Source organism: Amycolatopsis sp. NPDC003861 (assembly GCF_053605405.1).
On the sequence record NZ_JBSGJD010000049.1, the window covers coordinates 16,712 to 43,571 of the forward strand.

Annotated in this window: 27 protein-coding genes; 17 read left to right on the plus strand and 10 right to left on the minus strand. The window is 71.8% G+C overall.

The genetic code is table 11. The annotated features are described in order from the left end of the window. Positions 1-223 precede the first annotated feature (223 nt). Both ACWEVN_RS15240 and ACWEVN_RS15245 read left to right on the plus strand, forming a co-directional pair. Positions 224-1,315: a J domain-containing protein gene (locus ACWEVN_RS15240; protein ID WP_452051655.1), complete on the plus strand. Its 1,092-nt coding sequence runs from the start codon at positions 224-226 to the stop codon at positions 1,313-1,315. A 115-nt stretch (positions 1,316-1,430) separates the two neighbouring features. Further along, entirely contained in the window at positions 1,431-2,036 is a 606-nt protein-coding gene (locus ACWEVN_RS15245) for a LysE family translocator (RefSeq protein ID WP_452051632.1), read from the plus strand. A gap of 54 nt (positions 2,037-2,090) precedes the next feature. Here ACWEVN_RS15245 and ACWEVN_RS15250 read toward each other — a convergent pair whose 3' ends face one another. Further along, entirely contained in the window at positions 2,091-4,556 is a 2,466-nt protein-coding gene (locus ACWEVN_RS15250; RefSeq protein ID WP_452051656.1) for a M14 family zinc carboxypeptidase, read from the minus strand. A 190-nt stretch (positions 4,557-4,746) separates the two neighbouring features. Here ACWEVN_RS15250 and ACWEVN_RS15255 point away from each other — a divergent pair, with 190 nt between their 5' ends. From ACWEVN_RS15255 to ACWEVN_RS15265, 3 genes are read left to right on the plus strand one after another with little or no spacing between them, the layout of a single operon-like run. Beyond that, on the plus strand, positions 4,747-5,406 hold the full coding sequence (locus tag ACWEVN_RS15255) for a DUF998 domain-containing protein (protein ID WP_452051633.1): 660 nt from the start codon (positions 4,747-4,749) through the stop codon (positions 5,404-5,406). Between the two features lie 35 nt (positions 5,407-5,441). Further along, entirely contained in the window at positions 5,442-6,743 is a 1,302-nt protein-coding gene (locus ACWEVN_RS15260; protein ID WP_452051634.1) for a cytochrome P450, read from the plus strand. Further along, positions 6,740-7,372 carry a TetR/AcrR family transcriptional regulator C-terminal domain-containing protein gene (locus ACWEVN_RS15265; RefSeq protein ID WP_452051635.1) on the plus strand — a complete coding sequence of 211 codons (633 nt, stop codon included), beginning with the start codon at positions 6,740-6,742 and terminating at the stop codon, positions 7,370-7,372. The genes ACWEVN_RS15260 and ACWEVN_RS15265 overlap by 4 nt, the downstream gene beginning before the upstream one ends. Here ACWEVN_RS15265 and ACWEVN_RS15270 read toward each other — a convergent pair. The 6 genes from ACWEVN_RS15270 to ACWEVN_RS15295 form a co-directional block, all read right to left on the minus strand. Further along, positions 7,369-8,016 (minus strand): GTP pyrophosphokinase, encoded by a 648-nt coding sequence (locus tag ACWEVN_RS15270; RefSeq protein WP_310975426.1) that lies wholly within the window; start codon positions 8,014-8,016, stop codon positions 7,369-7,371. The genes ACWEVN_RS15265 and ACWEVN_RS15270 overlap by 4 nt on opposite strands. Before the next feature lie 164 nt (positions 8,017-8,180). Continuing rightward, the gene (locus ACWEVN_RS15275; protein ID WP_452051636.1) at positions 8,181-9,518 is read right to left on the minus strand and encodes a hypothetical protein; all 1,338 of its coding nucleotides are present in this window, start codon (positions 9,516-9,518) and stop codon (positions 8,181-8,183) included. 186 nt (positions 9,519-9,704) lie between these two features. Continuing rightward, on the minus strand, positions 9,705-10,580 hold the full coding sequence (locus tag ACWEVN_RS15280; RefSeq protein ID WP_452051637.1) for an LLM class F420-dependent oxidoreductase: 876 nt from the start codon (positions 10,578-10,580) through the stop codon (positions 9,705-9,707). A gap of 134 nt (positions 10,581-10,714) precedes the next feature. Beyond that, the gene (locus ACWEVN_RS15285) at positions 10,715-11,998 is read right to left on the minus strand and encodes an alpha/beta hydrolase fold domain-containing protein (RefSeq protein ID WP_452051638.1); all 1,284 of its coding nucleotides are present in this window, start codon (positions 11,996-11,998) and stop codon (positions 10,715-10,717) included. 35 nt (positions 11,999-12,033) lie between these two features. Next, on the minus strand, positions 12,034-12,828 hold the full coding sequence (locus ACWEVN_RS15290; protein WP_452051639.1) for a hypothetical protein: 795 nt from the start codon (positions 12,826-12,828) through the stop codon (positions 12,034-12,036). Between the two features lie 180 nt (positions 12,829-13,008). Next, entirely contained in the window at positions 13,009-14,004 is a 996-nt protein-coding gene (locus ACWEVN_RS15295) for a hypothetical protein (RefSeq protein ID WP_452051640.1), read from the minus strand. A 55-nt stretch (positions 14,005-14,059) separates the two neighbouring features. Here ACWEVN_RS15295 and ACWEVN_RS15300 point away from each other — a divergent pair, with 55 nt between their 5' ends. The 4 genes from ACWEVN_RS15300 (at position 14,060) to ACWEVN_RS15315 (ending at position 19,429) form a co-directional block, all read left to right on the plus strand. Further along, a complete protein-coding gene (locus ACWEVN_RS15300) occupies positions 14,060-14,641 on the plus strand; it encodes a TetR/AcrR family transcriptional regulator (protein WP_452051641.1) in 582 nt (193 codons plus the stop codon). After that, positions 14,638-15,612, plus strand: coding sequence for a hypothetical protein (locus tag ACWEVN_RS15305; protein ID WP_452051642.1), 975 nt, complete (start codon positions 14,638-14,640; stop codon positions 15,610-15,612). Before ACWEVN_RS15300 ends, ACWEVN_RS15305 begins: the two co-directional genes overlap by 4 nt. An 84-nt stretch (positions 15,613-15,696) precedes the next feature. Beyond that, entirely contained in the window at positions 15,697-18,840 is a 3,144-nt protein-coding gene (locus ACWEVN_RS15310; protein ID WP_452051643.1) for a family 43 glycosylhydrolase, read from the plus strand. 244 nt (positions 18,841-19,084) lie between these two features. Next, on the plus strand, positions 19,085-19,429 hold the full coding sequence (locus tag ACWEVN_RS15315) for a hypothetical protein (RefSeq protein ID WP_452051644.1): 345 nt from the start codon (positions 19,085-19,087) through the stop codon (positions 19,427-19,429). A gap of 250 nt (positions 19,430-19,679) precedes the next feature. Here ACWEVN_RS15315 and ACWEVN_RS15320 read toward each other — a convergent pair whose 3' ends face one another. After that, positions 19,680-20,294 (minus strand): GTP cyclohydrolase II, encoded by a 615-nt coding sequence (locus ACWEVN_RS15320; RefSeq protein WP_452051645.1) that lies wholly within the window; start codon positions 20,292-20,294, stop codon positions 19,680-19,682. Between the two features lie 78 nt (positions 20,295-20,372). On the opposite strand from ACWEVN_RS15320, the gene ACWEVN_RS15325 reads away from it, so the two are divergent. The 5 genes from ACWEVN_RS15325 to ACWEVN_RS15345 all read left to right on the plus strand — a co-directional run bounded on the left by ACWEVN_RS15325 (position 20,373) and on the right by ACWEVN_RS15345 (position 24,052). Beyond that, on the plus strand, positions 20,373-20,855 hold the full coding sequence (locus tag ACWEVN_RS15325) for a MarR family winged helix-turn-helix transcriptional regulator (protein WP_452051646.1): 483 nt from the start codon (positions 20,373-20,375) through the stop codon (positions 20,853-20,855). 91 nt (positions 20,856-20,946) lie between these two features. Next, positions 20,947-21,537, plus strand: a complete 591-nt coding sequence (locus ACWEVN_RS15330; protein ID WP_452051647.1) for an RNA polymerase sigma factor — start codon at positions 20,947-20,949, stop codon at positions 21,535-21,537. After that, the gene (locus tag ACWEVN_RS15335; RefSeq protein ID WP_452051648.1) at positions 21,530-22,411 is read left to right on the plus strand and encodes a CU044_5270 family protein; all 882 of its coding nucleotides are present in this window, start codon (positions 21,530-21,532) and stop codon (positions 22,409-22,411) included. The genes ACWEVN_RS15330 and ACWEVN_RS15335 overlap by 8 nt, the downstream gene beginning before the upstream one ends. Positions 22,412-22,476: 65 nt before the next feature. Further along, positions 22,477-23,115 carry a TetR/AcrR family transcriptional regulator gene (locus tag ACWEVN_RS15340; RefSeq protein ID WP_452051649.1) on the plus strand — a complete coding sequence of 213 codons (639 nt, stop codon included), beginning with the start codon at positions 22,477-22,479 and terminating at the stop codon, positions 23,113-23,115. A 67-nt stretch (positions 23,116-23,182) separates the two neighbouring features. Further along, positions 23,183-24,052, plus strand: a complete 870-nt coding sequence (locus tag ACWEVN_RS15345; protein WP_452051650.1) for a S1 family peptidase — start codon at positions 23,183-23,185, stop codon at positions 24,050-24,052. Here ACWEVN_RS15345 and ACWEVN_RS15350 read toward each other — a convergent pair whose 3' ends face one another. Continuing rightward, complete coding sequence (locus ACWEVN_RS15350) at positions 24,053-24,688, minus strand: TetR/AcrR family transcriptional regulator (RefSeq protein WP_452051651.1); 636 nt, start codon at positions 24,686-24,688, stop codon at positions 24,053-24,055. It abuts the gene before it with no gap. Between the two features lie 96 nt (positions 24,689-24,784). Here ACWEVN_RS15350 and ACWEVN_RS15355 point away from each other — a divergent pair, with 96 nt between their 5' ends. Both ACWEVN_RS15355 and ACWEVN_RS15360 read left to right on the plus strand, forming a co-directional pair. After that, positions 24,785-25,381 carry an SRPBCC family protein gene (locus ACWEVN_RS15355; protein WP_452051652.1) on the plus strand — a complete coding sequence of 199 codons (597 nt, stop codon included), beginning with the start codon at positions 24,785-24,787 and terminating at the stop codon, positions 25,379-25,381. Then, a complete protein-coding gene (locus ACWEVN_RS15360; protein WP_452051653.1) occupies positions 25,378-25,695 on the plus strand; it encodes a hypothetical protein in 318 nt (105 codons plus the stop codon). The genes ACWEVN_RS15355 and ACWEVN_RS15360 overlap by 4 nt, the downstream gene beginning before the upstream one ends. Here ACWEVN_RS15360 and ACWEVN_RS15365 read toward each other — a convergent pair. Next, positions 25,676-26,428 carry a ZIP family metal transporter gene (locus ACWEVN_RS15365; protein ID WP_452051654.1) on the minus strand — a complete coding sequence of 251 codons (753 nt, stop codon included), beginning with the start codon at positions 26,426-26,428 and terminating at the stop codon, positions 25,676-25,678. The two genes, ACWEVN_RS15360 and ACWEVN_RS15365, sit on opposite strands and share 20 nt — an antisense overlap. Positions 26,429-26,643: 215 nt before the next feature. Between ACWEVN_RS15365 and ACWEVN_RS15370 the strand changes: the two genes are divergently transcribed. Then, positions 26,644-26,766 carry a hypothetical protein gene (locus tag ACWEVN_RS15370; protein WP_255410490.1) on the plus strand — a complete coding sequence of 41 codons (123 nt, stop codon included), beginning with the start codon at positions 26,644-26,646 and terminating at the stop codon, positions 26,764-26,766. The last annotated feature ends 94 nt before the right edge of the window (positions 26,767-26,860 follow it).

Below are 26,860 nucleotides of genomic sequence, written 5' to 3' on the forward strand. Positions count from 1 at the left end.
GACCACCGCAAACGAGGCTTCGGTGAAGCGCCCGACGTCGTCACCCACCCCGCCACAAGCGCCCCGCCGGAGCCCCCGATTCCCCCGCCGTCACCGGCAAAACCCCGCACACCGCCCTGACCAGCACCGAGGACCATCACCCTGGCGCGCCGCCGAGGCGGTGACAGCCCCGGAGACCCGACCCCATAAAGTCTTCGCGCAGCCATCGGAGGTGACCACCCGCGTGCCCGACGTCGACTACTACGAGGTGCTCGGCCTCCGTCGCGACGCCACGGCGGCCGACGTCAAGGCGGCCTACCGCCGGCTGGCCAAGACCATGCACCCGGACGGCGGCGGCACGGTCGGCACGTTCCGCCTGCTGCGCGAGGCCTACGACGTCCTGAGCGACCCGGTCGCCCGCGCGCGCTACGACTCCGGCGGCGCGACCGTGGTGCCGGTGCCGGTCCGGCCGCGGCCCCGGCGGCGCTTCGGCGACGAGCCCGGCTTCGTCCCCGACCTGCCCGACCTGGACGCCGAGGACCTCGGCTGGTGGCACTTCGCGGGCGAGGACACCCGGATGCGGCACGGCCGCCGCCGCGGCCCCGGGCACACGCCGGTGGTCGTCGCGGTCGCCGGGATGGTGCTCGTCCTGCTGCCACTGGTCACCGGCGTCGGCTTCAGCACGCCGGTGCTCATCGTGTGGCTGCTGCTGACGGCCGGGACCGCCCTGCTGGTCCAGCGGCTGGCGCGCGGGTACCTGCGGGCCGCCAAGGCGCGCGAGGCGTACGCCGAGGAATTCGGCGGCCGCACGGTGTTCGGCACGCCGGGCACCGAGCGCGACGAGCTGCCCGAACGGCTCACCGCGGACCTGCTCGAGGGCTACCTGACCCGGCTGCCGGGCGCCCGCATCTTCCACGGGCTCGCCTGGCCGGGCTCGGTGTTCGCCGACGTCGACCACGCGGTGCTGTGCGGCAAGCGGCTGGTGCTCATCGAGTCGAAGCTGTGGCTGCCGGGCCACTACGAGACGGCGGAGGACGGCCGGCTGCTGCGCAACGGCCGCCCGTTCCGCGGCGGCGGCAGCCGGCTCGCGGAGAGCCTGGCGGCCTACCGCGACCTGCTTCCGGGCGTGGCGCTGCGGGGCGCGATGATCGTGTACCCGAGCCGCAGCGGCGACCTGACGACGGCGGACCCGGGTGACCTGCCGGTCGCGCCGATGACCCCGGAAGAGTTCCTGCACGAGATCGGCGGATGGCTGGCGGCGGATCCGTCCACAGTGGACCACGAGACGCTGCGGACCCTGCGCGACCAGGTGGTCGGCGGCGGCCGGGCGGCATGAGCAGCCCCCGGTTTCCACGCTACCAGGGGGCACCGACAGTTCCGGGGTCGCCGCATGACCGGCCGGGGCGCGGGACCGGCAATCCCGATCGCCGTGCCGCCGCCGGCCCCACGACGTGAGTCCCGCCGCCACCCTCGGCACCGTCCTCCTGGCCTACCTCCCGGCCGCGATCACCCCCGGCCCCAACTTCGTCCTCATCGCCCACACCGCCGCCACCGGGACGCGGCGCGCCGCCGTGGCCATCGCGCTCGGGGTGGTCGCCGCGGGCGGGCTGCTGGCCGCGGTCGCGGTCTTCGGGCTCGGCACGGTCCTCGCCCGCACGCCCTGGCTGGCGACGGCGTTGCGCATCGCGTGCGGCGGCTACCTGGCCTGGCTGGGGGTGCGGCTGTGGTGGCGGGCCCGCGCGCCCGTGAAGCCGCCGGAGGAGAAGCTCGGCCACGGCAACGCGTTCGGCCGCGGCGTGCTCAGCAACCTGACCAACCCCAAGGCCGCCGCGTTCTTCGGCAGCGTCCTCACCGCCACCCTGCCGCCCACCGAGCCCACCGCCGTCAAGGCCGCCGCCGTCGCGCTGATCGTCGCCGCCTCGGCCGGCTGGCACCTGAGCGTCGCCCTGCTCTTCTCCTCCCCCGCCGCCCAGCGCTGGTACGCCCGCGCCGAACCGGCCCTCAACCGCGTCGTGGGCCCACGGTTCTCATCGTCCTCGGCGTTGCCCTCGCCCTAACGCCGTGAAGGCCTCCCCGCGCGAGCGAGGAGGCCTTCACGGATCACGCGGAAACTACCGGACACCACCCGAAGCACGCTGCTTCTGCGCGTGCGCGGAGCGGGTGCAGACCTCGCCGACGTCGACCGTCTGGCCGCGGTCGGCGAAGACGTCCGCCACGCCGACGAGCTTGCCGTTCGGCGTCGAGCAGGTCAGCTGGTAGGCCTCCTTCGTCCCGTACGTCGGCGGGATCGGCGACGAGAACGAGACGTCACCGGTCCAGTCGTCGGTCGCACCCGGGTTCGCCTGGTCGTAGTTGACCACCACGGCCTTGTAGTCACCCGCGGGCGGGTCGAACAGCACGGCGTGCTCGGACGTCGTGCCGCCGTTCGCCGACGAGCTGACCAGGTTGCCCGCCGAGTCGTAGACGTACAGGTCCCAGTCGGTCGACGTGCTCGCCCAGTTGATGTTGACGCTGAACTTCCCGTTGTCGACCTGGGGCAGGCCGTCGACGTGGAAGGTGAACGAGTCGCCCGCCGGGTCGATCGGGTAGTTCTGGTTGATCGGCGGCACGCCCGCCGGGTTGGTGACCGCGAAGCCCTGCTGCGCCGGGCCCTGCGGGTCGCGCCCGTACCGGCCGGCCACGTAGGGCCGCGTCGACGGGTTGACCGACCAGGCGAAACGCCCGCCGCTGGCGGTGAACTTCGAGTTCAGGTCGTCGGTGATGTAGATCGGCGGCTTGGTGGAGCCGTCGGGCTGGATCACCGGCGACGTCGGCGTCTGGAACGTCTTGTGCAGCTTGAGCTGGTAGCCCTTGGGCGCCGAGCCGATCAGCGTGGAGTGCTGCTGCGGGTCGGAGGCGTTGCCCAGCATGTCCAGGAACGCCTGGCGGTTGCCGCCCTTGCCGGCCCCGGCCGCGGGCGCCAGGCCCTCGTACTCGGCGACGACGCTGTCGGCGTAGGGGCCGTGGAAGCCGTTGCCGCCGACCTCGATGGTGAAGCCCCAGCCGCCGGTGGCCCAGTACGACCAGTCCTCGGTGGTGCCGGTCGTGTCGTAGAGCGCCCAGCTCGGCTCGCTCGTGTAGCCGTTGCGCGAGGCCAGCTTGTCGCCCAGGGCCTTGTACTGCGGCTCCTCCAGCGGCGGGCGGACGTCCGCGACGCCCGGCGGGCGCAGCACGAGCGCGGCGACGGTGTGCATCGTCAGCAGGTTCGTCACCTGGCGCGAGGACACGATCGAACGCACGTTCCGGACCTCGGGCTCGCTGAACGGCGCGGACCCGCGGAAGGTGTCACCGCTCCAGGCGACCTCGGCGCCGTTGCCGCCCCAGAAGCCGCCGTAGTTGCGGTTGGGGTCGGTGCCGCGGATGCGGCCACCCGGGTTCGCCTTGCAGACACCGGTCGCGAACTGCGGCGGCGAGTCGTTGACGTTGCAGTTCTTGCGCTTCATCTCGTAGTCGAACCGCGTGAAGTCGCCCTTGGGCTCGGCCTCGCGGGAGATCTCGAAGCCGTCCGGGTTGATGATCGGCACGACGATGTTGCGCGTCTTGCTCACCATCGACCGGATGGCCGGGTCCTTGGCGTAGCCGTTGACCAGCTCGTACGCCCATTCCATGACGTGCTCGCCGGCCGGCCACTCCCGGGCGTGGTGCACGCCCATGGTGAAGTTGACCGGCTTGCCGTCGGTCACGTTCTTGACGTCGGTGGCGATTTCGACGCCGACGACGTCCCGGCCTTCCCACGTCGATTCCGGCATGGTGAACGCCGAGACCAGGCCCGGGTTCTTGCGGGCCAGTTCCTTCATCTCGTAGTTGTACTCGTAGAGGTGCCGGTAGCTGGTGCGCCCGGACGGCAGCGCCGAAGCGGCGGTCTTCGCGGCGTACTGGCGGTCGGTCTTCGCGTCCTGGACGGACTTGGCCGACAGGTCCGCCTCGATGACCTTCGACTTGAAGCCGCTGTCCGTCAGCGTCTTGCGGTCGGCGTCGCCGGCGAGGACGACCTCGACCCCGGTCGCGTCACCCTTCTCCGTGACGTCGAGGCCGAGGGCGGTCAGCTTGTTCTTGTCGGCGCGGGTGGGCGTCTCGACGCGGACGAGTTCCGCACGCTGGGCCGCCGGGGTGGTGCCGGTCGGCGTGCCCTGCGGGGTCAGCGCCAGGAAGTCGACCCCCAGTTGGACCTGGCCGGCCGAGCCGCCGTACCGGCAGCCCTGGACGACGAGTTCCTGCCCCTTCTTCACGAAGCTTTCGGCGAGTTCGTGGCTGCGCAACGCCGCCGAGGCGGCGACCACCGCACCGGTGGCCTTGTCGAAGACGGCGACGTCCCAGTCACCCTCCGCGCCCTGCGCCTTGAGCCGCGCCTGGACCAGACCGTCCACGGTGGACGTCAGCTCGCGGCGATCGGTGCCCGAAGTGCCCTTGGGCAGCAGTTTCGCGAAGCACGACCGCGCCACCGACTTGTCGGCGCGCAGGATGTTCTGCGCCGCGCCCGCCGTGCCGGACGGCAGCGCGACGAACGTTCCGGCCAGTGCGACGGCCGAAGCCAGCATCACCAGCCGTCTTGGTGAATTCCCCACAGGAAGCGACCTCCTTGACCGAGACCGGCACGCACGGACGTACCGGAACCGAGCGACCATAATGGAGGAAATCCGGCCGCGGACACCGCCGTAAGTCGTACAGCGTTCAACGCCCGCGCTCCTTTCACGGGGAGTTCAACCACCGGTCGGCTACTGTCGGTTCATGGTCACAGTCCCTGCGCGACGGGTGTCGGTCGCGGTCTCGCTGACGGGCATTGCGGCCTTGGTGATCGGCGCCGGCCTGGTGCTGTTGCTGCAGGTCATCCCGCCGACGGACGAAATCAGCGTCACCCGCCGCACGATCAGCGAATACGGCCTGTCCGACCACAAGTGGGTCTTCGACCTCGCGGTGGTCCTGGTCGCCCTCGGCTCGGCGGCCGGGCTGGCGGTCCTGCACGGCCAGCGCCGGCTCCCGGTGCCCGCGGCCGTCCTGGGGACACTGTGGACGGTCGGGCTGCTGGTCATCGTGGCGTTCCCCAAGCCGGACTGGGCCACGGTCTCCCGCGCGGACTTCGGCGGCACGCTGCACCGGATCGCGAGCGTGGTGGCGTTCGTGGCCCTGCCGCTGGCGGTCCTGGTCGCGGCGCGCACGGCGTTCCCGTCGTCGCCCGGGCGCCGCCGGCTGGCGATCGTGCTGGCGATCCTGTCGCTGGGCTGGTTCGCGGTGATCCTGGGCGCGGTGGTGGTCGCCGCCGCGGAAGACGGCCGCTGGTGGACGCTGATCCCGCTCGGCCTGGTGGAACGCGGGATGGCGCTGACGGAACTGGTCGCGTTGGGCGTCTTGCTGGCGCCGGTCGGGGCGAGGTCCGGGCCGCGGCGATAACCTACAGTGTAGGTACGCCGACCGGAGGGGATGTCATGACCGGAGCCCTGTCCTGGACGAAACCCGTGGTGCGCTGGGGCCTCGGCCACGCACTCCCCCGCACCGTGCTGCGGCGCGAGGCCAAGCGCGGTGACCTGCAGGGCCGCATGGTCGTCGCCGCGGCCGAGGGGCGGGACCTGACCGGCCTGTTCGAGGAGATCCGCGGTGCCGGCCCGCTCGCACGCACCCGGTTCGGCTGGATGACCACCACGCACGCCGCCGTCCGCGAGGTCCTGGCCAGCGAAGACTTCCGCGTCGGCGTCATCGGCTCGGACGGCTCCGCGCTCGGCCGGCTCGTCGAGTGGTCGGCCGGCGAGCACCTGCACCCGGTGCGGCCGCCGTCGCTGCTGGCCGTCAACCCGCCCGAGCACACCCGGTACCGCAAGCTGGTCACGGGCGTGTTCACCGTGCGCGCGGTCGAGCAGCTGCGCGGCCGGGTGCAGGAGATCGCCGACGGCCTGCTCGACGGGCTCGACCCCAGCGCCCCGCTCGACCTGGTCGAGTCCTACTGCGGGCTGCTGCCGGTGACGGTCATCAGCGAGATCCTCGGCGTGCCGCCGTCCGACCTCGGCAAGGTGCTTTCGCTCGGCGCGGCCGCCGCACCCAGCCTCGACCTCGGGCTCGGCTGGCGCACGTTCCGCCACGTCGAGACCGCGCTGGCCGAGTTCGACACCTGGCTCGGCGAGCACCTCGACCACCTGCGCCGCCACCCCGGCGACGACCTGTTCAGCAAGCTCGTCGCCGCCCGCGACGGCGGTGTCGGCCTCACCGAGACGGAGCTGAAGTCCACGGCGGGCCTGGTGCTGGCGGCCGGCTTCGAGACGACCGTCAACCTGCTCGGCAGCGGCATCGCGCTGCTCGCGGCCGACCCCGGGCAGCTCGCGGTGCTGCGTGAACGGCCCGAGCTGTGGGCCAACACCGTCGAGGAGGTGCTGCGGTACGACCCGCCGGTGCTGCTGACCGGCCGGGTCGCCACCCGCGCGACCGAGGTCACCGGGGTTCCGCTGCCCCGCGGCGCGCTGGTCACGACCGTGCTGGCGGGCGCGAACCGCGATCCGGGGGTGTTCGCCGACCCGGCCGTCTTCGACGTCACCCGCGACGGCGCGCGCGACCACGTGTCGTTCGGCGCCGGCCGCCACCACTGCCTGGGGGCGTCGCTGGCGCGCATGGAGGGCGAGATCGGGCTGCGCACGATCTTCGACCGGTTCCCCGGCCTGCGCGTGCTGCCCGGCGGCCGGCGCCGGTCGACGCGCATCCTGCGCGGGTACGAGAACCTCCCCGCGGTGCTCACGCCGTGACGACCCGGCGGGGCCGGCCGCCCCAGGGCGTCTTGTCGCGCGAACGGATCCTGCTCGCCGGGCTTGCCCTGGTCGACGAGGAGGGCCTGGACGCCGTCAGCATGCGCAAGCTGGCGCGGCGCCTCGGCGTCGACCCGATGAGCCTGTACAACCACGTCGACGGCAAGGACGCGCTGCTGGACGGGATCGCCGAGGTCCTGCTCGCCGCGATCCCCGAGCCGCCGGCCGAGGCGGGTCTGCGGGAGACGATGTCGGCGCTGGCGCACGGGTTCCGGGCCGCGCTGCTCGACCACCCGCGGGCGGCCCCGCTGGTGCTGACCCGCCGGCTCGCGTCGATGACGGCGCTGGCGCCGGTGGAGGCGGTGCTCGCGCCGCTGCTCGCGGCGGGTTTTCCGCCGGACCGCGCGGTGCACGGGCTGCGCGCGGTGCTGGCGTTCCTCATCGGCACGCTGATGCGCGAGGTCGAGGCGGCGCCGACGTTCGGCGGCAGCGTCCAGCGGCTCGCGGACCTCGAGCGGTCCGGCCTGCCCGCGGTCGCCGTGGCGGCGCCCTACCTGGCGGTGTGCGACCACGAAGCGGAGTTCGAGTTCGGGCTGCGGATCATGCTCGACGCGCTGGGCGAGCCCTAGCGGATCCGTTCGTGCAGCGCGGCCATGCGCCGGTCGAGGTCGGCCGCGGTCCGGGCCGCGGCCGCGAGCTCGCCGGCGAAGTCGGCCGGGACGCTGTCGCGGTACTTGTAGGAGAGCTTGTGCTCGACCGCGGCCCAGAAGTCCATGGCGATGGTGCGCAGCTGGACCTCGACCTTGACCTTTTCGACGCGGTCGGAGAGGAAGACCGGGATGCGGACGATGAGGTGCAGGCTGCGGTAGCCGTTGGCCTTGGGCTTGGCGATGTAGTCCTTGGTGCGCAGCAGCTCGACGTCGTCCTGCGCGGTGAGCATCCGGGCGACCTCGTGGACGTCGGAGACGAACGGGCAGACGACCCGGATCCCGGCGATGTCGTCGAGGACGTGCGCGGCGGACACCCAGTCGCCGCCGAGCCCCCGGCGGCGCACTTTTTCCTTGATGGCCTCCGGCCGCTTGACCCGGCTGGTGATGTGCTCGATCGGGTCGTGCTGGTGGACGAAGTCGAACTCCTCGCTGAGGATCCGCAGCTTCGTCATCAGCTCTTCGATGGCGAACTTGTACATCAGCAGGAATCGCGGGAGCTGCCCGGCGACGGCGAGCTCGTCGGCCGCCTCGCGCAGGTCCTCGGCCGCCGGGTCGGTGGTCACTGAAGCCTCGTGCTGTCGTCGGTCGTCGGGTGCGGGCCCCAGGTTACTGGGGTGCACAGGGTGAACGAACGACGGCGGCCGAAAGTTCCCGAGGGTCACCGGATCGGGTGGCGAAGTGACGGAGGGTGCGCACCGGCCCGCTTCCGGTGCACACCCTCCTGGTCTCATTTGCCGGCGGTGGCGGTCGCCTTTTGAGCTGCTTCGGCGACGCACTTCTCCGCGACAGCGGCGGCCTGCTCCGCCGCGTCGGCCTGGTTCTTGTTCTTGTTTTCGACCTTGTTCTTATTTTCGGCCGCGGCGGTGTTCTGCTGCTCGGCGGCGGCCCCGTTCTGGTCGGCGCCGGCCTGGGCAACGCACTCGAGGACGGCCGCGCAGTTCTGCTCCGCGGCGGTGGCGTTCTGGGCCGCATCCTGCTGGTCGGCCATGCCGTTCTCGTTGGCCATGCCGTTTTCGTTGGCCATGCCGTTCTGCTTGGCGGCGCCCTTCTGCTGCGCCATGCCGTTCTGGTCGGCCATGCCATTTTCGTCGGCCATGCCGTTGCCGCCGGCCATATCGTTCTGCTTGGCGGCGCCGTTCTCGTCGGCCATGCCGTTCTGCTCGGCGGCACCGTTCTGCTCGGCCGCGCCGTTGCCGTTCGCCATGCCGTTCTGGTCGGCCATGCCGTTGGCGTCGGCGACTCCCGCGGCCTGCGCCACACACTTCTCGACCACGCCGCAAGCCACGCCCGCCGCATCGGCCTGGGCGGCCGCGTCCTGAGCGGCCTTGGCGTTCTTCTCGGCGGCCTTGTTCTTCTTTGCCTTGCCGTCGGCGGCGGCGGATCCGTCCTGCGCCTCGGCTTCCTGGCCCGCCATCCCCTTCCGGCCGGCCATATCCTGCTCGCCGGCCATCCCGTTCTGATCCGCCATCCCGTTCTGGCCGGCCATATCCCGCTCGCCGGCCATACCGTTCTGATCCGCCATGCCGTTCTGGCCCGCCATACCCTGCTCGCCGGCCATCCCGTTCTGATCCGCCATCCCGTTCTGGCCCGCCATATCCTGCTCGCCGGCCATCCCGTTCTCGCCCGCCATACCCTGCTCGGCGGCCTTGCCGTTCTTCGCCTTGCCGTTGCCCTCGGCCGCGTTCCGGTCGGCTTGCTTCTTCTCCGCGGCCTTGTCCTGCCGGCCGGCCTGGACCACCGCCGCGCACTCCGCCGCCACCGCGTTGGCCGCCACCGCTCCGTCGCAGCCCGCTGCTGCTCGGCGTTGCTCGATCTGGTCCACCACCGCCTGGCGGTTGGCTATCCTCGCCGCCGACTGGGCGTCCGGGGCCTCCTGCTGGCCCGCGATGAACGTCAAATTGTTCTGCAGCGCCGTGTCCAGGCCGCCGCAGCTTTCCGTGGCCGCGTTGCTCGCCGGGCTGCTGAGCGCGATCGCCGTCGCGGTCGCTCCCGCGACTCCCAGCAGCGCGACCAGCCCGATCGTCGCCGGTTTGCGGTGTCGTCCGGTACTGCGCACGTGGGGCATCGAGCCCCTCCTCTCTGGTCGCCACCTCACCGGGACACACGGCACCACACCGGGAATGGTTCACCGGAAAGGAAAAACGACCAGAGAGTGTCCACTGTGGACCAAGAGGGTGCAGCTCACCCGGAGCCGGCGGTCCGCCGGTCCGGTTCCTGACTACCAGGGCCGGGGTTAGCGCGCGGTAAAGGCTCAGCCCAGTCCGGCCATCTGCGGCACGGCCGGTGCCATGCCTTCGATCCACGCGGCCGGCGAACCCGTCGTCGGCGTGACGATCGCCTGCTGGATCCCGAGCTTCGCGTAGTCCTCCATCGAGCGGACGAAGTCGTCGCGGGTTTCCGGTGTCGGACGCGGGTTGTTGGCCAGGACCGTCTTGCGGATCGCGGCGTAGTCGCGGCCGACGTCGTCGCAATGGCGGCGCAGCACGTCCAGCTTGTGCTCCACGTCCGACGGCGACGAAGCGAACAGGTTGCACGCGTCGCCGTACTGGGCGACGAGCCGCAGCGTCTTGCGCTCGCCGGCGCCGCCGATGAGCACCTTCGGCCGGCTGATCGGCTGGGGCGCGCACAACGTCTCGGCGAGCTGGTAGTGCTTGCCCTCGAACGGCCCGTTGTCCGCCGGGTCCCACATCTGCGCGCAGATCCGCAGCGTCTCCTCCAGCCGCTCGAACCGTTCGGCGACCGGCGGGAACGGCACGCCCATGCCCCGGTGCTCGCGTTCGAACCACGCCGCGCCGATGCCGAGCGCCGCCCGGCCGCCGGAAAGGACGTCGAGGGTGGTGACGATCTTCGCGAGCAGGCCGGGGTGCCGGTAGGTGACGCCGGTGACGAGCAGGCCGAGTTCGATCCGGGACGTGTGCGCGGCGAGGAACCCCAGCGTCGTGTAGCCCTCCAGCATGTTGGCCTCGGCGGGCAGGCCGGTGGGCTCGATCTGGAAGTAGTGGTCCATGAAGGACAGCCAGGTCGCCCCGGCCTCCTCCGCCGCGGCGCCCACCCGGGCGAGCTCACCGGCGATGGCGGTGGTCCCGCCGTCGATGTCGAAGATGGGAAGGTGGAAACCGAGCTCCATGAAGCATTCTCCTGACGATTCGGTCGGCGTGACCTCACGCTAGAGGCTGGAGCGCGCTCCAGGTCAAGCCACGCGGTCGACGATCACGTGGTGGCCGCCAGAGATCGGCCCGCCGCTCCGGCGATCGTCCGTCGTCATGGGGTCGGTGTGCCGGTGGCCGTCGCCAGGAACCGGGCCACCTCGGCCGGATCGCCGCTGCCCGCCGTCACCGGGACGCCCGCCGTGCGCAGGCGGTTCGCGAACTCCGCCGATTTGCGGCCGCCCGCGATGAAGAATGGCGGGGCGCCCGTGCCCGGGTACGTCAGCGGGCTCGCCTCGCGCAGCGTCGCCGGGGAGCGGCCCAACGCCGCCAATACCGACGCGCGAGTCAGCGGGTCCTGGCCCGCGAGGTCGAATTCGGCCGGAGCGTCGATCGCCGCCACCGCGCGGACTTCCGGCGTTCCCGCCACTCCGAGCAGGGACGCCAGTGTGCCGCCCGCGCCCGTCCCGACCGCCGTGATCCGGGCCGGGTCGAGGTTCAGCTCCGCGGCGTTGGCCTTGAGGAACCGGACCGCGCAGCGAGCGTCGTCCAAGGGGGCCGGCCAGCGGGCGGCGGGGGCGAGGCGGTAGTCGATCGACGCGACGGCGAATCCACGGGCCGTCAATGCGTCGCGCAGCGGCCCGAGCCGCGACCCCGCCAGCAGCGCGCCCGGCCCGGTGAGCCTGCGATTGCCCGCGATCAGGCCGCCGCCGTGCAGGAACAGCGCCACCGGGGCGCCACGCACGGCCGGGCGGGTGAGGTCCATTTCCAGGGGGATCCCGTCCGCGCGGCAGTATTCGACGGTGCTGCCGTCGAGCAAGGTCGAAGCGGCCGGGCTGGTGATGCGGTCGCCGGCCGCGATCGTGCCCGCGGTACCGGCCACGAGCACCAGCAGCAGCACCGGGAACAGCACGATCCACGCCGCCACCCGCCGCGGTGCCGACGGCCGCGGGTGCGCTCCCCGCCGTGCCACGACCAGGAAGCCGAAGACGGCGATGACCTGCAGAGCGGCCGCGATGTAGTCGGCGAAGCCGAGGACGGTGTCCGCGGGCTGCCACGGGTCGAGGCGGGTCAGCAGCCCGAGCGGCCGGCTCGCGACCCACAGCGCGAGGCCGGCGGCCGCGGTGACCGCCCCGGCGTGCGCGGTCTTGCGCGTCGGCCACCCGAAAACAGCGATGAAGGCGATGAATTCGACCACCGCGAAGAGGGCGAACAGCATCGCGTAGAACTGCCAAAGCCGCCAGAGGGCTGCCACCGAAGCGGCCGGGATCAGCGCACCGCCCAGGGCCGCGAAAGCGGCCGTGACCAGCACCGGACCGCGCCGCAGCGGCGGTGGGCCGACGTAGCGGGCGGTCGTCGACGGGCGGCGTGTGCCGGGGTACCCGTCGACGACCTTCATGCCGCCAGTGTCACCCTGGTTCCGCGAACGCGCACCTACTTGCGGGCCGCCGTGAAGTTCCGGAACAGCAGGTAGGTGTCGAGGATGTCGGACGACGCGCTCTGCACCGACCGGTAGATCCCCCACTTCGGGCGGACGTAGTCGCCCTGGTCGGGGAGGTTCACGTTGCTCATGCTGCCCTGCGCGGCGACCGGCGCACCCGATCCGGTGCCGTTGCGGATGACACAGGCCGCCTTGCCCTTCGATCCCGGCGTGAACGTCCACTCGATGGTGATCCACTTGTCCCGCAGCGGCGCCAGGTCCGTGGCCGCGATGCTCGGCGAACCCGAGTTGGCGTACGCGCGGGCGTTGAGCACTTCCTTGCTGCCGCTGCGGGTCAGGTCGAGCGTCACCCACGGCCCGCCGTTGGTCGACGGCGTCTTCGTCTGGAAGATGTGGGTGAACTTGCTGGTGCCGTGCAGCGAAGCCGGGATGTACATCTCGTAGGACAGCGTCCAGGTCTCGCCGTTGTGCATCTTCAGCGTGGTGCCGTTCTGCACCATGCCCTTCGATTCGGTGCGCTGGCGGTCGCCGCCGCCGGTGGTGTCGCGGTCGTCCTTCCAGATGGTGAACCGGTAGTGGTCGCCTTCGACGACGACGTACTTGCGGTCGGGGTGGTGGTGGCCCCGGTCGGCTTCGATGCCCTCGAAGGCCTTCAGACCGTCGGCGACGGGGTCCGGGTGCCACAGCGGGGCCGCGTGGGCGGGACCGGCCGCGCCCAGGACGATCGGGACGGCGAGAACGGAGACGGCGAGCGAGCGCAGAGCCGTCCGGCGGGGGAATTCCGGCATCTTCGGCGTGTCCTTCCTGACGGAGTACGGCAGGGGTGCACATCGGCCGGCGGACGGGCCCGGAAGCGGGCTGGTCATCCGATGTCTTGCGCTATGAACCTAGAAGAGACCCCGCCTTCTGTCAACGCCGACCCGGATGCGGCCGCGGTTGGCCAAGAATTCATCGGACTGCTCACCGGCTCAGGCGTAGCACTCGGCCAGCGCGCCGAACGCCGCCTTCGGCTCCCACGGGACGTCCGGGTACGTCTCCCCCGAGCGCTCTTCCAGGACCTTCACCACGCCCCAGCTCGCCATGTCGAGGTCGGTCCGGGGATCGGCCCGGTGCACCAGCCCGTAGCAGACGAACGTGCAGGCGAAGGCCGCGTCGACGCCTTCCGCCATGAAGATGTCCACCAGTTCGCGCAGGTAGCGGGCCTGTTCCTGTTCGTCCCGGACGTAGTCGCCGTTCAGCCGGACCGGGACGTCGTCCTCGTACTCGAGGATTTCGCCGCAACGGGCGCCGAGGTCGGCCGCGCCCCGGTAGGGCGTCACGCCGAACTCCGTGATCGCCACCGGTTTGCCCGCCGCGACCAGGCTCCGGACGCCCTCGCGGTAGATGTGCTCGACCTCCTTCGAGCGGTGCGCGTCCACCGACACGATGTCGAACAGAGTCCAGTCGACGCGCTCCAGCGGAATCGCCGCGTAGGTGACGCGGCCGCCGAACCGGGCGCGGACCACCTCGGCCGCGCGGGCCAGGAACGCGTTGGTCCGTTCCGGCAGCCCGGCCACCAGTTCCCGCGTCGCCAGGAGGTTGTCCAGGCGCTCGGTGATGCTGCCGCCCGGCAGGAAGCCGTGGCAGAACAGGCTCAGCTCGGCGCCGGTGACGAAGACGATCTCGGCGCCTTCCTCGCGGAGGCGTTCGGCCCGCGCGGCACCGTCGGCGAACAGGTCCAGGAGTTCCTCCGGGCCGAGGTCCCACGGGAACGGCGAGAACCACACCTCCAGCCCGAGCGCGGCCGCCTCGCGCGCGGCGAACTCGATCCGGTCCAGGTCGGTGCCGATCAGCCGCACCGCCGTGCAGTGCAGGTCGTCGCGGATGATCGCCAGCTCGCGGCGGACCAGGCCGGGGTCGAACGGGCGGTTGACGCGCCCGCGGACCTCGATCCCCGTGTCGTAGCCGATCCCCTTGGCTCGCATGTCTTCCTCCCGGCAGGTTTAAGGTACGGTCCGTACCGTACCGTAGGATGGTGCCATGGCGACACCGAAGACCCGGCGCCGGGGCACCGAGCTGGAGGAGGCGATCCTGCGCGCGGCGGCGGCCGAGCTCGCCGACGCCGGCTACCCCGGTCTGACCATGGAACGCGTCGCCCGGCGCGCCGGGACCAACAAGAACGCGATCTACCGCCGCTGGCCGAACCGCGCCGCGCTCGGCGTCGCCGCCTACCGCCACCTCGCCGAGGACACCCTGAAGCCACCCGACACCGGCAGCCTCCGCGAAGACGCGCTGACGATGCTGCGGGCGATCAACTGCGGTCAGACTTCGCCCGCCGCGCGCGCCCTTCGCAGCCTCCTCACCGGCGTGGGCGACGAACCCGAGCTCCGGGAGCAGCTGCACGAACAGGCCGCTTCCGGCGGAACCGCGGCCTGGCTGACCGTCGTCGAGCAGGCGGTGGCGCGCGGCGAAGCCCGGCCGGCCGCCCGGAACCCGCGCGTGGCCACCGTGGCTCTCGTGTTGCTGCGCAACGAATACCTCACCCACGGACTGGCCACAGTGGACGACAACATCCTGGTCGGGATCGTCGACGACGTCTACCTGCCGCTGGTGCGCGCATGACCGGCCGCCTCGCCCGCGACGAGAAGATCGCCGCCGCGCTGACGGAAGCCGGCGACGACCTCCTGGCCACGGCCCGCCCGCTCGGCACCGGCATCGGCGGGTCGTCCTGGTTGCTGCAGGTGGCCGGCGAGCCCGTCTTCGTCAAGCGCGTCCCGCTCACCGACGTCGAACTGGCGAACCCGCACTCGACGGCCGACCTCTACGGGCTGCCGCCGTGGTCGCACTACGGCGTCGGGTCCGCGGGCGGCGGAGCCTGGCGCGAACTGGAAGCGCACCTGATGACGTCCGCCTGGGTCCGCGGCGGCGAGTGCGGGAACTTCCCGCTGCTGCACCACTGGCGGATCCGGCCCGGCCGGCCGCGCCCGCAGGCCGACATCGAGGCCGATGTCGCGTTCTGGCACGGCGACCCCGGCGTGCGACGGCGGCTGGCGGCGCTGGCCGGTGCCACCAGCGACCTCGTGCTGTTCCTCGAGTACCTGCCGCACAGCCTCGCCGAGTGGCCCGGGGACGACCTGCCGCTCGAGGAAGACCTGCGGCACATCACCGGATTCCTGACCGCGCGGGGTGTCCAGCACTTCGACGCGCACTTCGCCAACATCGTCACCGACGGCGAGCGGCTCTTCCTCACGGACTTCGGCCTGACCGTGGCCGCGAGCTTCGACCTCTCGGACGCCGAAGCGGAGTTCCTCGCCGACCACGACGGTCACGACCGGGCCTACGTCCTGACCCACCTGCTCAACCGGCACGTCCGCGGCCTGCGCGCGTGGCCGGATGCCCGTACCCGCAACGACTTCGTCCGCGCGTGCGCCGCCGGGGAGGTGCCGGACCAGGCACCACTGCTCCGCCGGTACGCCCCGCTCGCCGCCGTCGTCAACGACTTCTACTTCGCGCTCCACACCGAGAGCCGGAAGACGCCCTACCCGCGCGACGCGATCGCGGAGCTGCTCGCCGACCAGCCCGAAGACTCTTGACCATCGGGACCGCGCCGACCTAGAGTCAGCGTACCCGAATCATGTTAACGTTAACATGCGCAGGCCCCGAAGGAACCGACAACGATGAAGTTGTTCTCCCCGCGCCGTTTCGGCGTCGTGCTGGCCGTCGCGGCCGCACTCGTCCCCCTCGGCGGTGCCGGCGCCGGTGCCGCGCCCTCCGCCGACACCGGTCCCGGCCTGCGCGCCGCCGCGAGCACGCTGTCCGTGCCCGACCTCGACGACGTCCGTGGCAACCTCACGCTGCCGGCGAGCGGCCCGGACGGCACGAGCGTCACCTGGACGTCGTCCGCGCCGTCGGTGATCACCCCGACCGGTGAGGTCACCCGGCCGGCGACCGGCGCCGCGCGCGCGAAGGTCGTCCTGACCGCGAAGGTGAGCCTCGGCCGCGAGAGCACCACGCGGCGGTTCACCGCCACCGTCGTCCCCAAGCCCGCGCAGGAACCCCTGGCCGGCTACAGCTTCTTCTACTTCACCGGCGAAGGCACCTCCAACGGCGAGCAGATCTACTCGGCGCTGAGCAAGGGCAACGACCCGCTGAACTGGACCGAGCTCAACAACGGCCGGCCGGTGCTCAAGTCGAGTCTCGGCGAGCTGGGCGTGCGCGACCCGTTCATCCTGCGCTCCCCCGACGGCGACAAGTTCTACCTGCTCGCCACCGACCTGCGGATCTACGCCGGCCGCGGCTGGGACGCCGCCCAGCGGACCGGCAGCCGGTCGATCATGGTCTGGGAGTCGACCGACCTGGCGCACTGGTCGCGCCAGCGCAGCGTCCAGGTGTCCCCGCCGACCGCGGGCAACACCTGGGCCCCGGAGGCGTTCTGGGACGCCAAGCGCGGCACGTACGTCGTCTACTGGGCGTCGAAGCTGTACGCCGAGAACGACCCGAACCACCTCGGCGACAGCTACAACCGGATGATGTACGCGACCACGCGCGACTTCCGCACCTTCAGCGCGCCGCAGGTCTGGATCGACCCCGGCTACTCGGTGATCGACTCGACGGTCCTCAAGAACCAGGACACCTACTACCGGTTCACCAAGGACGAGCGCAACAACACCTCCTCGACGCCGTGCAGCAAGTTCATCACCGAGGAGAAGGCCACCGACCTCCTGGACCCGCACTACGGCTTCGTCGCCGACTGCATCGGCAAGGCCACCGCGACCAGCCCCGGCCTGTCCGCGGGCGAGGGCCCGACCGGGTTCAAGTCGAACACCGAGAACAAGTGGTACCTGTTCATCGACGAGTTCGGCGGCCGCGGCTACGTCCCGTTCGAGACCACCGACCTCGGCTCGGGCAAGTGGACGATGTCGGCCGGCGCGCACCTGCCCGCGTCGCCGCGGCACGGCACGGTCCTGCCGGTCACCCAGGCCGAGATGAACCGCCTGAGCGCGCCCCCGGCGCCGCCGAAGGCCGACGCGAAGGGCCTGGTCGCGCACTGGCCGCTCGACGCGAAGTCCGGCACGGTCGCGGCCGACACCACCGGCCACGGCTACGACGGCGCCCTCGCCGGTGACGTCTCCTGGAGCGGCGGCGCGCTGGCCTTCGGCGGCAAGAACGGGCACGTCCAGCTGCCGAACAACCTGCTCACCGGCGCCGCGGCGGCCACCGTGTCGGCCGACGTCCTGGTCGATCCGAACCAGCAGACGCCGTACTTCCTGTGGGGCCTGGGCAACACGGCGAAGGACGGCACCGGCAACGGCTACCTCTTCACCACCGGCGGTACGGCGAGCGGCGGCTTCCGCGGCGCCATCGCCACCGGCAACTGGACCACCGAGCAGGCGACGGACTCCGGCGGCGGGCTACCGCGCGGGGTGTGGAAGAACGTGACGCTGACCGTCGGCAACGGCGTGGAGGTCCTGTATCTGGACGGCGTCGAGGTCGGCCGCAACGCGAACGCCACGATCAAGCCGGCGGAACTCGGTGGCGGCGTCACGGCGGCGAACTACCTCGGCCGGTCGGTGTACGCGGCCGACAAGACCCTGACCGGCAAGATGAAGGACGTGCGGCTGTACAACCGGGCGCTGTCCGGGACCGAGGTCGCCACGCTCCCGTCGAACAGCACCGCGATCCGCTCGGTGCAGCTCGACGTGCTCAAGACGCCGGCCGTCATCGACGCCGGCGCCGGGACGGTCGTGCTGCCGGTCAAGCCGGGCACCGACCTGCGCCGGCTCGCTCCGAAGTTCGGCCTGGCGCCGGGGGCCACCATCAAGCCGGACAACGGGAAGCCGGTCAACCTCGGCTCGCCGAAGCAGTTCACGGTGACCGGCGCCGGCGGCGACCGTCGCGTGTGGACGGTCGAGGCGCACGAGGTGCGCAGCCCGGTGCTGCCCGGTTACCACGCCGACCCGAACATCGTCGCGTTCGGCGACACCTACTACCTCTACCCGACCACCGACGGCTTCGACGGCTGGAGCGGGACGAAGTTCTCGGCGTGGTCGTCGAAGAACCTGGTCGACTGGAAGGACGAGGGCGTCATCCTCGACCTCGGCAAGGACGTCAGCTGGGCCGACAAGAACGCCTGGGCGCCGACGATCGCCGAGCGCGGCGGGAAGTACTACTTCTACTTCTGCGCCGAGGCCAAGATCGGCGTCGCGGTGAGCGACTCCCCGACCGGCCCGTTCGTCGACTCCGGCAAGCCGCTGATCGCGCAGAACCCCGACGGCGGCCAGGCCATCGACCCGGCGGTGTTCCTCGACCACACCGGGCAGCCGTACCTGTACTGGGGCAACGGCAACGCCTACGTCGTCCCGCTCAACGCCGACATGGTGTCCTACGACCCCGCGAAGATCACCCGCCTGACCGGCCTCGACGACTTCCGCGAGGGGCTGTTCATGGTGGAGCGCAAGGGCACGTACTACCTCAGCTGGTCCATCGACGACACCCGCAGCCCGGACTACCGCGTCGGCTACGCCACGGCGCCGAGCCCGACCGGGCCGTTCACCAACCGCGGCCTGATCCTGAGCAAGGACGCCCACCTGGGTGTCCTCGGCACCGGGCACAGCTCGATGCTGCAGGTCCCGGGCACCGACGACTGGTACCTCGCCTACCACCGCTTCGGCATCCCGGGCGGCGACGGCACCCACCGCGAGACGACGATCGACAAGCTGACGTTCCGCCGCGACGGCACGATCGCCCCGGTCGTCCCGACGCTGGAAAGCGTGCGGCCGCAGCGGATCCCGTGGCACTGCGGGGCGGTCCGGGCAAGCTGAGTCCGGGTGGGCCACTCGTCCGGGTGACCTACCCGATGCGGTGAGACGGAGATCACCAGCGGCGGCGTTTACCCCGGCTCGGCCGGGGTAAACATCCGCCGTTCGGGTTGCTTCAGCTGCTTTCCGCCTCAGGAGTCACTTTGCCAAGTCGACCAGAAGAAGGCCGACCCCCCGCGCGGCACGCAACCGTGCTGCGAAGTCATTCGGCCGTGGCTGTGGTCGGATGGGGAAAGGTCGGCACAGCATGACCAGCGTCCTGACCGACAACCTCGGGAACTCGCGTCCGGTGCCCCGGCCGCGCCCGCGTCCGGTCACGTCCGACACGCTCGCGGAACTCGGCCGCCTCGCCGCGCTGGCCGAGCTCGCCCGGCGCTCCTCGCCGTCCCTGATGCACCACGCGATCCTCGCCGGGACCTCCCCCGCCACGGTGGCGGCGGCCGCGAAGGTCGACGTCGCCGAGGCGCACATCCGCTGGCACGAATGGGCCGACACGGCGGTCGGCCGCGACGAGTACCTGCGCGTGCACACCGCGTTCGCCGAAGCCGTCGTCGCCCGCCACGAGGCCGTGGAGGAAGAGCTGTGCCCGTGACCACCGAGGAGACGACCCTGGCCGACCTGGCCGCGCTCGGCGACGCGGCCACCGAGCTGCTGGCGGAGATCAACGAGCAGCTGGCGACGGTGGCTTCACGCCGCTGAGGCCGGCCGGCGCCGCCACCGACGCTATGGCCGAGCCCGCGACCGGCGGCGGCACCCGGCGCCCGCCGATGCCCCGGACCACGCCGCGGCGGACCCGGCTCGCCGCGGGCACCGGGCTCGCGACCCCACCAGCGGAAACGCCGTCAGCCGGCCAGCTCGGGCAGGGCCAGGGTGTGCTGGGTGTGCCGGACCTTCGCGTCGAGGTACCGCAGGTTGTCCGGGGTCGCGTGCACGCCGGTGGGCACCGTCCCAGCGACCGTGATGCCGCGATCGCGCAGCTGCCGGACCTTGTCCGGGTTGTTCGTCAGCAGGTCCACCTCGGCGATGCCGAGCGCGGCGAGCATCTGGGCCGCGGCGGTGTAGTCGCGGGCGTCCTCGGGCAGGCCCAGCGCGGTGTTCGCCTGGTAGGTGTCGAGGCCCGCGTCCTGGAGGGCGTAGGCGTCCAGCTTGGCGTACAGGCCGATGCCCCGGCCCTCCTGGCGCAGGTAGAGCAGGACGCCGCCGGCGCCGTCGATCCGTTCCACCGCCTCGCGCAGCTGCGGCCCGCAGTCGCAGCGGGCCGAACCGAAGACGTCGCCGGTCAGGCATTCGGAGTGCATCCGCACCAACGGCCGGGCCGGGTCGCCGAACACCAGCGCGAGGTGCTCGGCGCCGTCGGCCAGGCCGTCGAAGGTGACGACTTCGGCCGTGGCCGAGTAGCCGTCGGTGAAGCGCAGCGGGACCCGCACCCGGGTGCGGACGGTGGCGGCGGGGATCATGGCGACTCCGTTCAAATTTGAACCTTGATCGCACCGTACCCCTTGAGTTCGAATTTGAACAACAGGTACCGTTGTGACATGGGTCGTCCACGGTGGCTGAACGCCGAGGAGAAGCGCGCCTGGAACGCGTTCCTCGGCACCTACGAGCTGCTCAACCGGCGGCTGGACCAGCAGCTCAAGCAGGATTCCGGGATCTCGCACCTCCAGTACGTGATCCTCGCGCGGCTCAGCGGAGCCCCGGATCGCGAACTGCGGATGGCCGAGCTCGCCTGCGCGGTGTCGAACTCCAAGAGCGGGCTCACCTACCAGATCGGCCAGCTGGAACGGGCCGGCCTGGTGCGCCGCCGCGCGTGCGAGAGCGATCCCCGCGCGGTCTACGCCGTGCTCACCGACGAAGGCATGGCCCTGCTCGAGCAGGCCGCGCCCGGGCACGTGGCGCTGGTCCGCGAGCTGTTGATCGACGTCCTCACCCCGGACCAGCTGCACGCGCTGGCCGACGGCCTCGGCGAGGCGAACCGCCGCATGCTCGCGACCGGCGACACCGCCGCCGACTGCCACTGAGTGACCTGGGTCACTTCTCCCGCCGATTCCGGAACCCGCCCCGCACCGCTTGAGAACAGCCGATGACACTGGCTGGACCGAAAGGCGGGCGATGACCCCGGAAGACCCCGATTCCGACGACGACGCGAGCGTGATCGCGCGGTCGCGGCACGAACCGAGCCTGTTCGCGGTCATCTTCGACCGCCACTCGCGGCACATCCACCGCTACCTGGTGCGGCGCCTCGGTCCGGCGACCGCCGACGACGTCCTGGCGGACACGTTCCTGATCGCCTTCGACAAGCGGGCGAAGTTCGACCCGGACCGGCCCGACGCGCGGCCGTGGCTCTACGGCATCGCCACGAACCTCGTCTCGCGGCAGCGGCGGACGGAAGTGCGCGAGCTGAAGCTCCGGCTCGCCGTCGGCCCGCCCGCCGCCGAGGAAGGGCACGCCGACCGGGTCGCCGACCAGGTCAGCGCCCAGGCCCTCGGCACCCGGCTCGACCGGGCCCTCGCCGCCCTGCGGCCCCGCGAACGGGACGTCCTGCTGCTCGTCGCCGCGGAAGGCCTGGCCTACCAGGAAGTCGCCGAAGCACTCGGCATTCCCGTCGGCACCGTCAAATCCCGGCTGAACCGAGCCCGCGGCCGCGTCCGCGCCGAGCTCGGCGCCCTCGACCTCGTGAAGGAGACCTCCGGTCATGGATGAACTGGACCTGATCCGCACCCGCGCGGAAACCGTCGGCTTCGCCCCGGCGGAGCACCTCACCCCGGCCCGCGAGCGGCTCCTGGAAGCCGCCCGCGGTGAGCGGCGGCACCGGCCGCGCCGCTGGTTCTGGCTCGCCGGCGCCTCGGCCGGCCTGGCCGCCGCGATCACCGCCGTCGTCGCGCTGGCCCCCGCCGACCAGGTCGGCGGGGTCGGGGTCGGCGTCGCGCACGCCGACCCGGTCAAGGTGCTGACCGAGGCGGCGAGCACGGCCTTGAAGGAACCGGCCAAGCCACCGCGCCCCGACCAGTTTCTCTACGTGAAGACGGAGCAGCCCGACCACCACATCCGCGAGGTCTGGTTCTCGATCGACGGAACCCGCGACAGCCTGATCGGCAGCATCAAGGTGGGGGGCTGCCGCAACGGCAAGGCGCCGATGTACGGCACGAACGACCCGCGCAAGGAAGGGATGCTCGAGGACTGCACGCCCAAGACGGTCTACCGGACGGACCTGCCGACGACGGCCGACGCGATGCTGGCCTACCTCTACGGAAAGGAAGCCGATCGCGCCGGCCGGGCCGGCTACATCGGCAAGGCCGTCTACAACCTGGCCTACGAGCAGGTCCTCCAGCCGGCGTCGTACGCGGCCCTGTTCGAGGCGGCGGCGCGGGTGCCGGGCTTGACGGCCCGGGACCACGTCACCGACGGCGCCGGCCGCCCGGGGGTCGGGATCGAATTCCCGATGCCCCCCGGCTCGAGCCCGAAAGCGCAGCCGATCGTGCTGGTCTTCGACGCCACCACGTACCAGTTCCTGGGCACGACCGACACCGCGGTGACGGTCAAGACCTACGTCGACGAAGTGGGGCAACGCCCCTGACGGCGTGACCCGCCGGGCGCGGTCGTTACGGTCACGTGCCGTAACGGATCGGCTAGGCTTCCTCCATGGCGTCAGCAAGCGACGAGGAAGCCGCGCCGAAGCCCGGCGGGCGCCCCCGCGACGCCGCGCTCGACGAGGCGATCATCCTGGCCACGCGCGAACGCCTCGTCCGCGACGGCTACTCCCTGATGACGATCGGCGACATCGCGGCCGACGCGAAAGTCAGCCGTCCGACGCTGTACCGGCGGTGGCGCACCAAGTTCGAGCTCGTCGTCGACGCGCTCGACTACGGCTTCCGCAAACAGCGCGACTCCTACACCGTCGACCTGACCGCGCTGGACCCGCGGGAAGCGTTCACCGAAGCCGTCCGACGGCTCGATCCCGCGTACTTCAACCCGGACGCCATGGTCCTCATGGGCAACTTCGCCGGCGAAGCGATCCGCACCCCCGAGCTGCTCGGGATCCTGCGGGAGCACGCCGTCGAACCGCGGGTCACCCTCGTCGAGAACGTGCTCTCCCAGTTGCAGGAGAGCGGCGCGGTCCGAAGCGGCATCGACAAGCACACCATCGCAACCCTCTGCTTCGGCAGCTACTTCGCCGCCTTCCACCGGGGCGAGAGCCGGGACGAAATCCCCGAAGCGGTCGTGTCCGTGCTGTGGCCGGCGATCGCGGCGCCGAAACCGGCCGGCCGGCGACGCGGCTGACCGGCGCGGATGCAAGTGCCGTCCGGTTCTCGCAACCATTCCGGGCTTTCACCCGTGCATTAAGAGTGTGAGGACCTCTTCGGATCGACGACGGCAGTTCCGGGCACGAGCGGTCGCGGTCGCGGTGCTGGCGGGCGCCGGCCTCGCGTTCGCCCACGCCGTGACCGGACTGACGGTCGCGGGGCCCGTCCTGGCCGCCGCGGCCGGGGGGAACAGCCTGCCCGACACGGCCGCCCCGGCCCCGGCTCCGGTGGCCACGTCGACCCGGCCCGCACCGAACCCGGTCCTGCCGTTCAACGCGAAGCTGACCTCCGACGACATCCCCGTCCCGGGTGGTGGCGTGCGCAGCGGCGCCTGCAGCGGGTCACTGGTGGCGCCGCAGTGGATCGTCACCGCCGGGCACTGCTTCCACGACCTGAAGGACACCCGGATCGGCGGGCGGCCGCCGTACACGATGAAGGTCACCGTCGGGCGGCTGAAGGACAGCGATCCCGGCGGCTACACGAGCGAGGTGGTCGACGTCCGGCAGTCGCCGGTCAACGACCTCGCGGTGGCCAAGCTGGGCAGCCCGGTCGAGGACATCACCCCGGTGCGGCTGGCCACGACCCGGCCGTCGGTCGGGAAGCAGCTCCAGTTCGCCGGCTGGGGTTCGCTCTCGGCGACCGTCCTGGGCCCGTCCGACCACCTCAAGCGCGGCCGCTTCACGGTGTCGGGCATCGGCCAGGCGACCCTGGAGGCCCAGCCGGTCGGCAAGCGCACGGTCGAAAACGGCCCGTGCCCCGAGGACTCCGGCGGCCCGTTCTTCGTCTCCGACGACGACGCCACCGCGACGCTGGTGGCGATCGTCAACACCGGACCGCCGTGCCCGCAGCCCGGGCCCGAGACGATCGCCCGGGTGGACGTCGTGGCGGACTGGATCCGCGAACAGACCGGGTGATCACGACCGCTCCAGCGCGGCCAGTTCCTCGGTGATCAGCAGCTCCGGGTCGAATTTCATGCCGGCGAAGTGGCCGGCCAGCTCGAGGGAGAGCACGCCGTGCAGGCGGGTCCAGAAGGACAGCGCGCGGTGCAGGACCGCGGGTCGCGCCGGGTGGTCGCCCGCCCAGGCGCGGTGGGTTTCGAGGTGGACGTCGAAGGGGGTCGGCGGCTCGTCGCCCGCCTCTTCGGCGCAGGCTTCGATCAGCACGGCCATGACCTCGAACGAGATCGCGGTCGTGTCCCCGGGTGCGTGGTAGCCGGGCACGGGCGTGCCGTAGATGAGGAAGTAGCGCTGGGGATCGCTGCGCGCCCACTCGCCGATGGTGGCCGCCAGCCCGGACACGCCCGCTCCGGCGTCGCGGGCCGCGCGGACGGTGTCGGCGAGGCTGCGGTAGGCGTCGCGGATGAGCGCGGTGATCAGCTCGTCACGGCTCGCGAAGTACCGGTACAGCGCCGGGCCGCTCATGCCGACCTGCTTGGCGATCGCGTTGAGCGACAGCGCGGGCACGCCGGCCGCGGCGATCTGCTCCCACGCGTGGCGCTTGATCTCCTCGCGCACCTGGGCTCGATAACGCTCTCGCGGGCTCTCGCTCATCACCGTTAGAGGCTATCACTTTTCCTATTGACACTCACGCGATGTCGGTTATAACTTCTAACCGTCACGATAGCCACTAACAAACTGGAGACCACCATGATCCGTTCGGCACTGCTCGCGCTCGCGGTGACCGCGGGACTCACCGGCACCGCCGCCGTCGCCGAGGCCACCCCCGCTCCGACCTGCCGGGGCGCCGGCATCGACCCGGCCGCGCAGCTGCACCACCGGTCCGAAACGTTCGTCGAGGCGCCGGCCGCCGCGGTCTGGAAGCTGCACACCGACGTGGCGCGCTGGCCCGCGTGGCAATCGGCCGTCACCAGCGCGAAGAAGCTCGACACGGGTCCGCTGCGGCCGGGTTCGCGGTTCCGCTGGACCACGCCCGCACCGCCGACGCCCACGACCCCGGCGACCACCCTGGTCATCACCTCGACGGTCGGGCAGGTGCAGCCGGGCCGGTGCGTCCGCTGGACCGGGCCGGCGATCGGCGACGGGCTGCGCATCGACCGTGGCGTGCACGTCTGGACGTTCACCCCGGTGCGGGGCGGCGTGCTCGTCCGCACCGAGGAGAGCTGGACGGGCGCCCAGATCGAAGCCGACCCCGCCACGGCCCTCCGCTACCTGGCGCCCGGGCTCGACGCCTGGCTCGCCGACCTCAAGACCACCGCCGAAGCCCGCGGAAAGGGAATCCGATGACTGTCACCACCCCGCCTCGCACCTCGAAGGCCGTGCTCGTCGCGGCCTGGGCCGTCCCGGTCCTGGTGGCCGGCCAGTTCGCCTTGCTGTCCGGTCTGCCGATCGCCGTCGTGCTGATCGGTTCGCTGCGCCGGCGGGTCCACCGCTGGTGGGCCGCCGGGCTCGCCGCGGTCTACGCCACCGCGCTGACGCTGTGGCTGGCCGGGCCGAGCAGCGCGCCGAGCCTGTCGAAGTACCTGAGCCCGGTGGCCACGGCGGTGTTCACCGCGGCCGGTGTCGTGGTCGCGGTCGTCGTCAGCCGGCGTGCCCGATGAGGAACGCGGTCAGGAAGCCGATGGTGGCGAGCAGGCCGGTGTAGAGCTCGGTGCGTTCGAAGGCCTCGGGGATCATCGTGTCGGCGATCATCGCGAGGATCGCCCCCGCGGCCACGGCCGTGATGGCGGCGACGGTCGCCGGGGACGCGGTCCGCAGCAGCAGGTTGCCGACCAGGGCCGCGACCCCGCTGGCGACCGCGATGCCGGTCCAGACGCCGAAGACGTACCGGGCACTGCGACCGGCGGCTTTCATGCCGGCGGCGCTGGACAGCCCTTCCGGGACGTTCGAGATGAACACGGCGGCCAGCACGGTGATCCCGACACCGCCGCCCCCGAGCAAGGAGACGCCGAGCACGACGGATTCGGGAATGCCGTCGAGCAGGGCACCGACGGCGATGGCGGCCCCGCTGCCCGCGGTGTCCTGTTCGGACGGTTGCTGGTCGCCGGACCGCTTGCGGTGCCGGGCTCCCCGGCGGGCCAGCAGGACGTTGATCAGGACGTACACCGCGGCACCGCCGAGGAAGCCGCCCGCGGTCGGCCAGAGCCCGCCGGACCGCTGGGCCTCGTCGACGAGGTCGAAGGCGAGCGCGGAGATGAGCACCCCGGCCCCGAAGGCCATGATCCCGGCCACCACCCGCCGCGAAACCCGCACCCACCAGGCCACCGCGGCGCCGAGCACGAGCGCGATCCCGCCGACGAGGCCCCAGCACCCCGCCGCCACCCATTGCGGCACGAAAAGCCCCCTTACGCCGGCTCGGTGATCGTCCGGGAGAGGACTACCCGCGAAGCCGCCCGCGAACACGGACATCGTCCCGATGTGCGCGGACAACCGATCACCGACCTCGTGCGGCTCCTCGAGCACCGACCGCCCTGTGGCGCGCGTCACGGAATGCGGGGCGATCTTCGGCGCTACACCCAGGAGAACCCGTTCGTCCACAAGGGAGGGCCATGTCCGCCACCACCACCCCGGAAGAGTCCGTCGCCGTGCCCGAGCTGGAGGACTTCGACTTCCCGCTCACCGACGGCGCCGCGTGCCGCATCGACGACCCGGACTGCGAAGCCTGCCAGTGAAAACCCGGGCTCCGGGCACACAGCGTGGCCGGAGGCCGGCAGTGACACTTTGCTTGGCAGATCGGAATAGCAACGAGTTAACACCAGACACAAT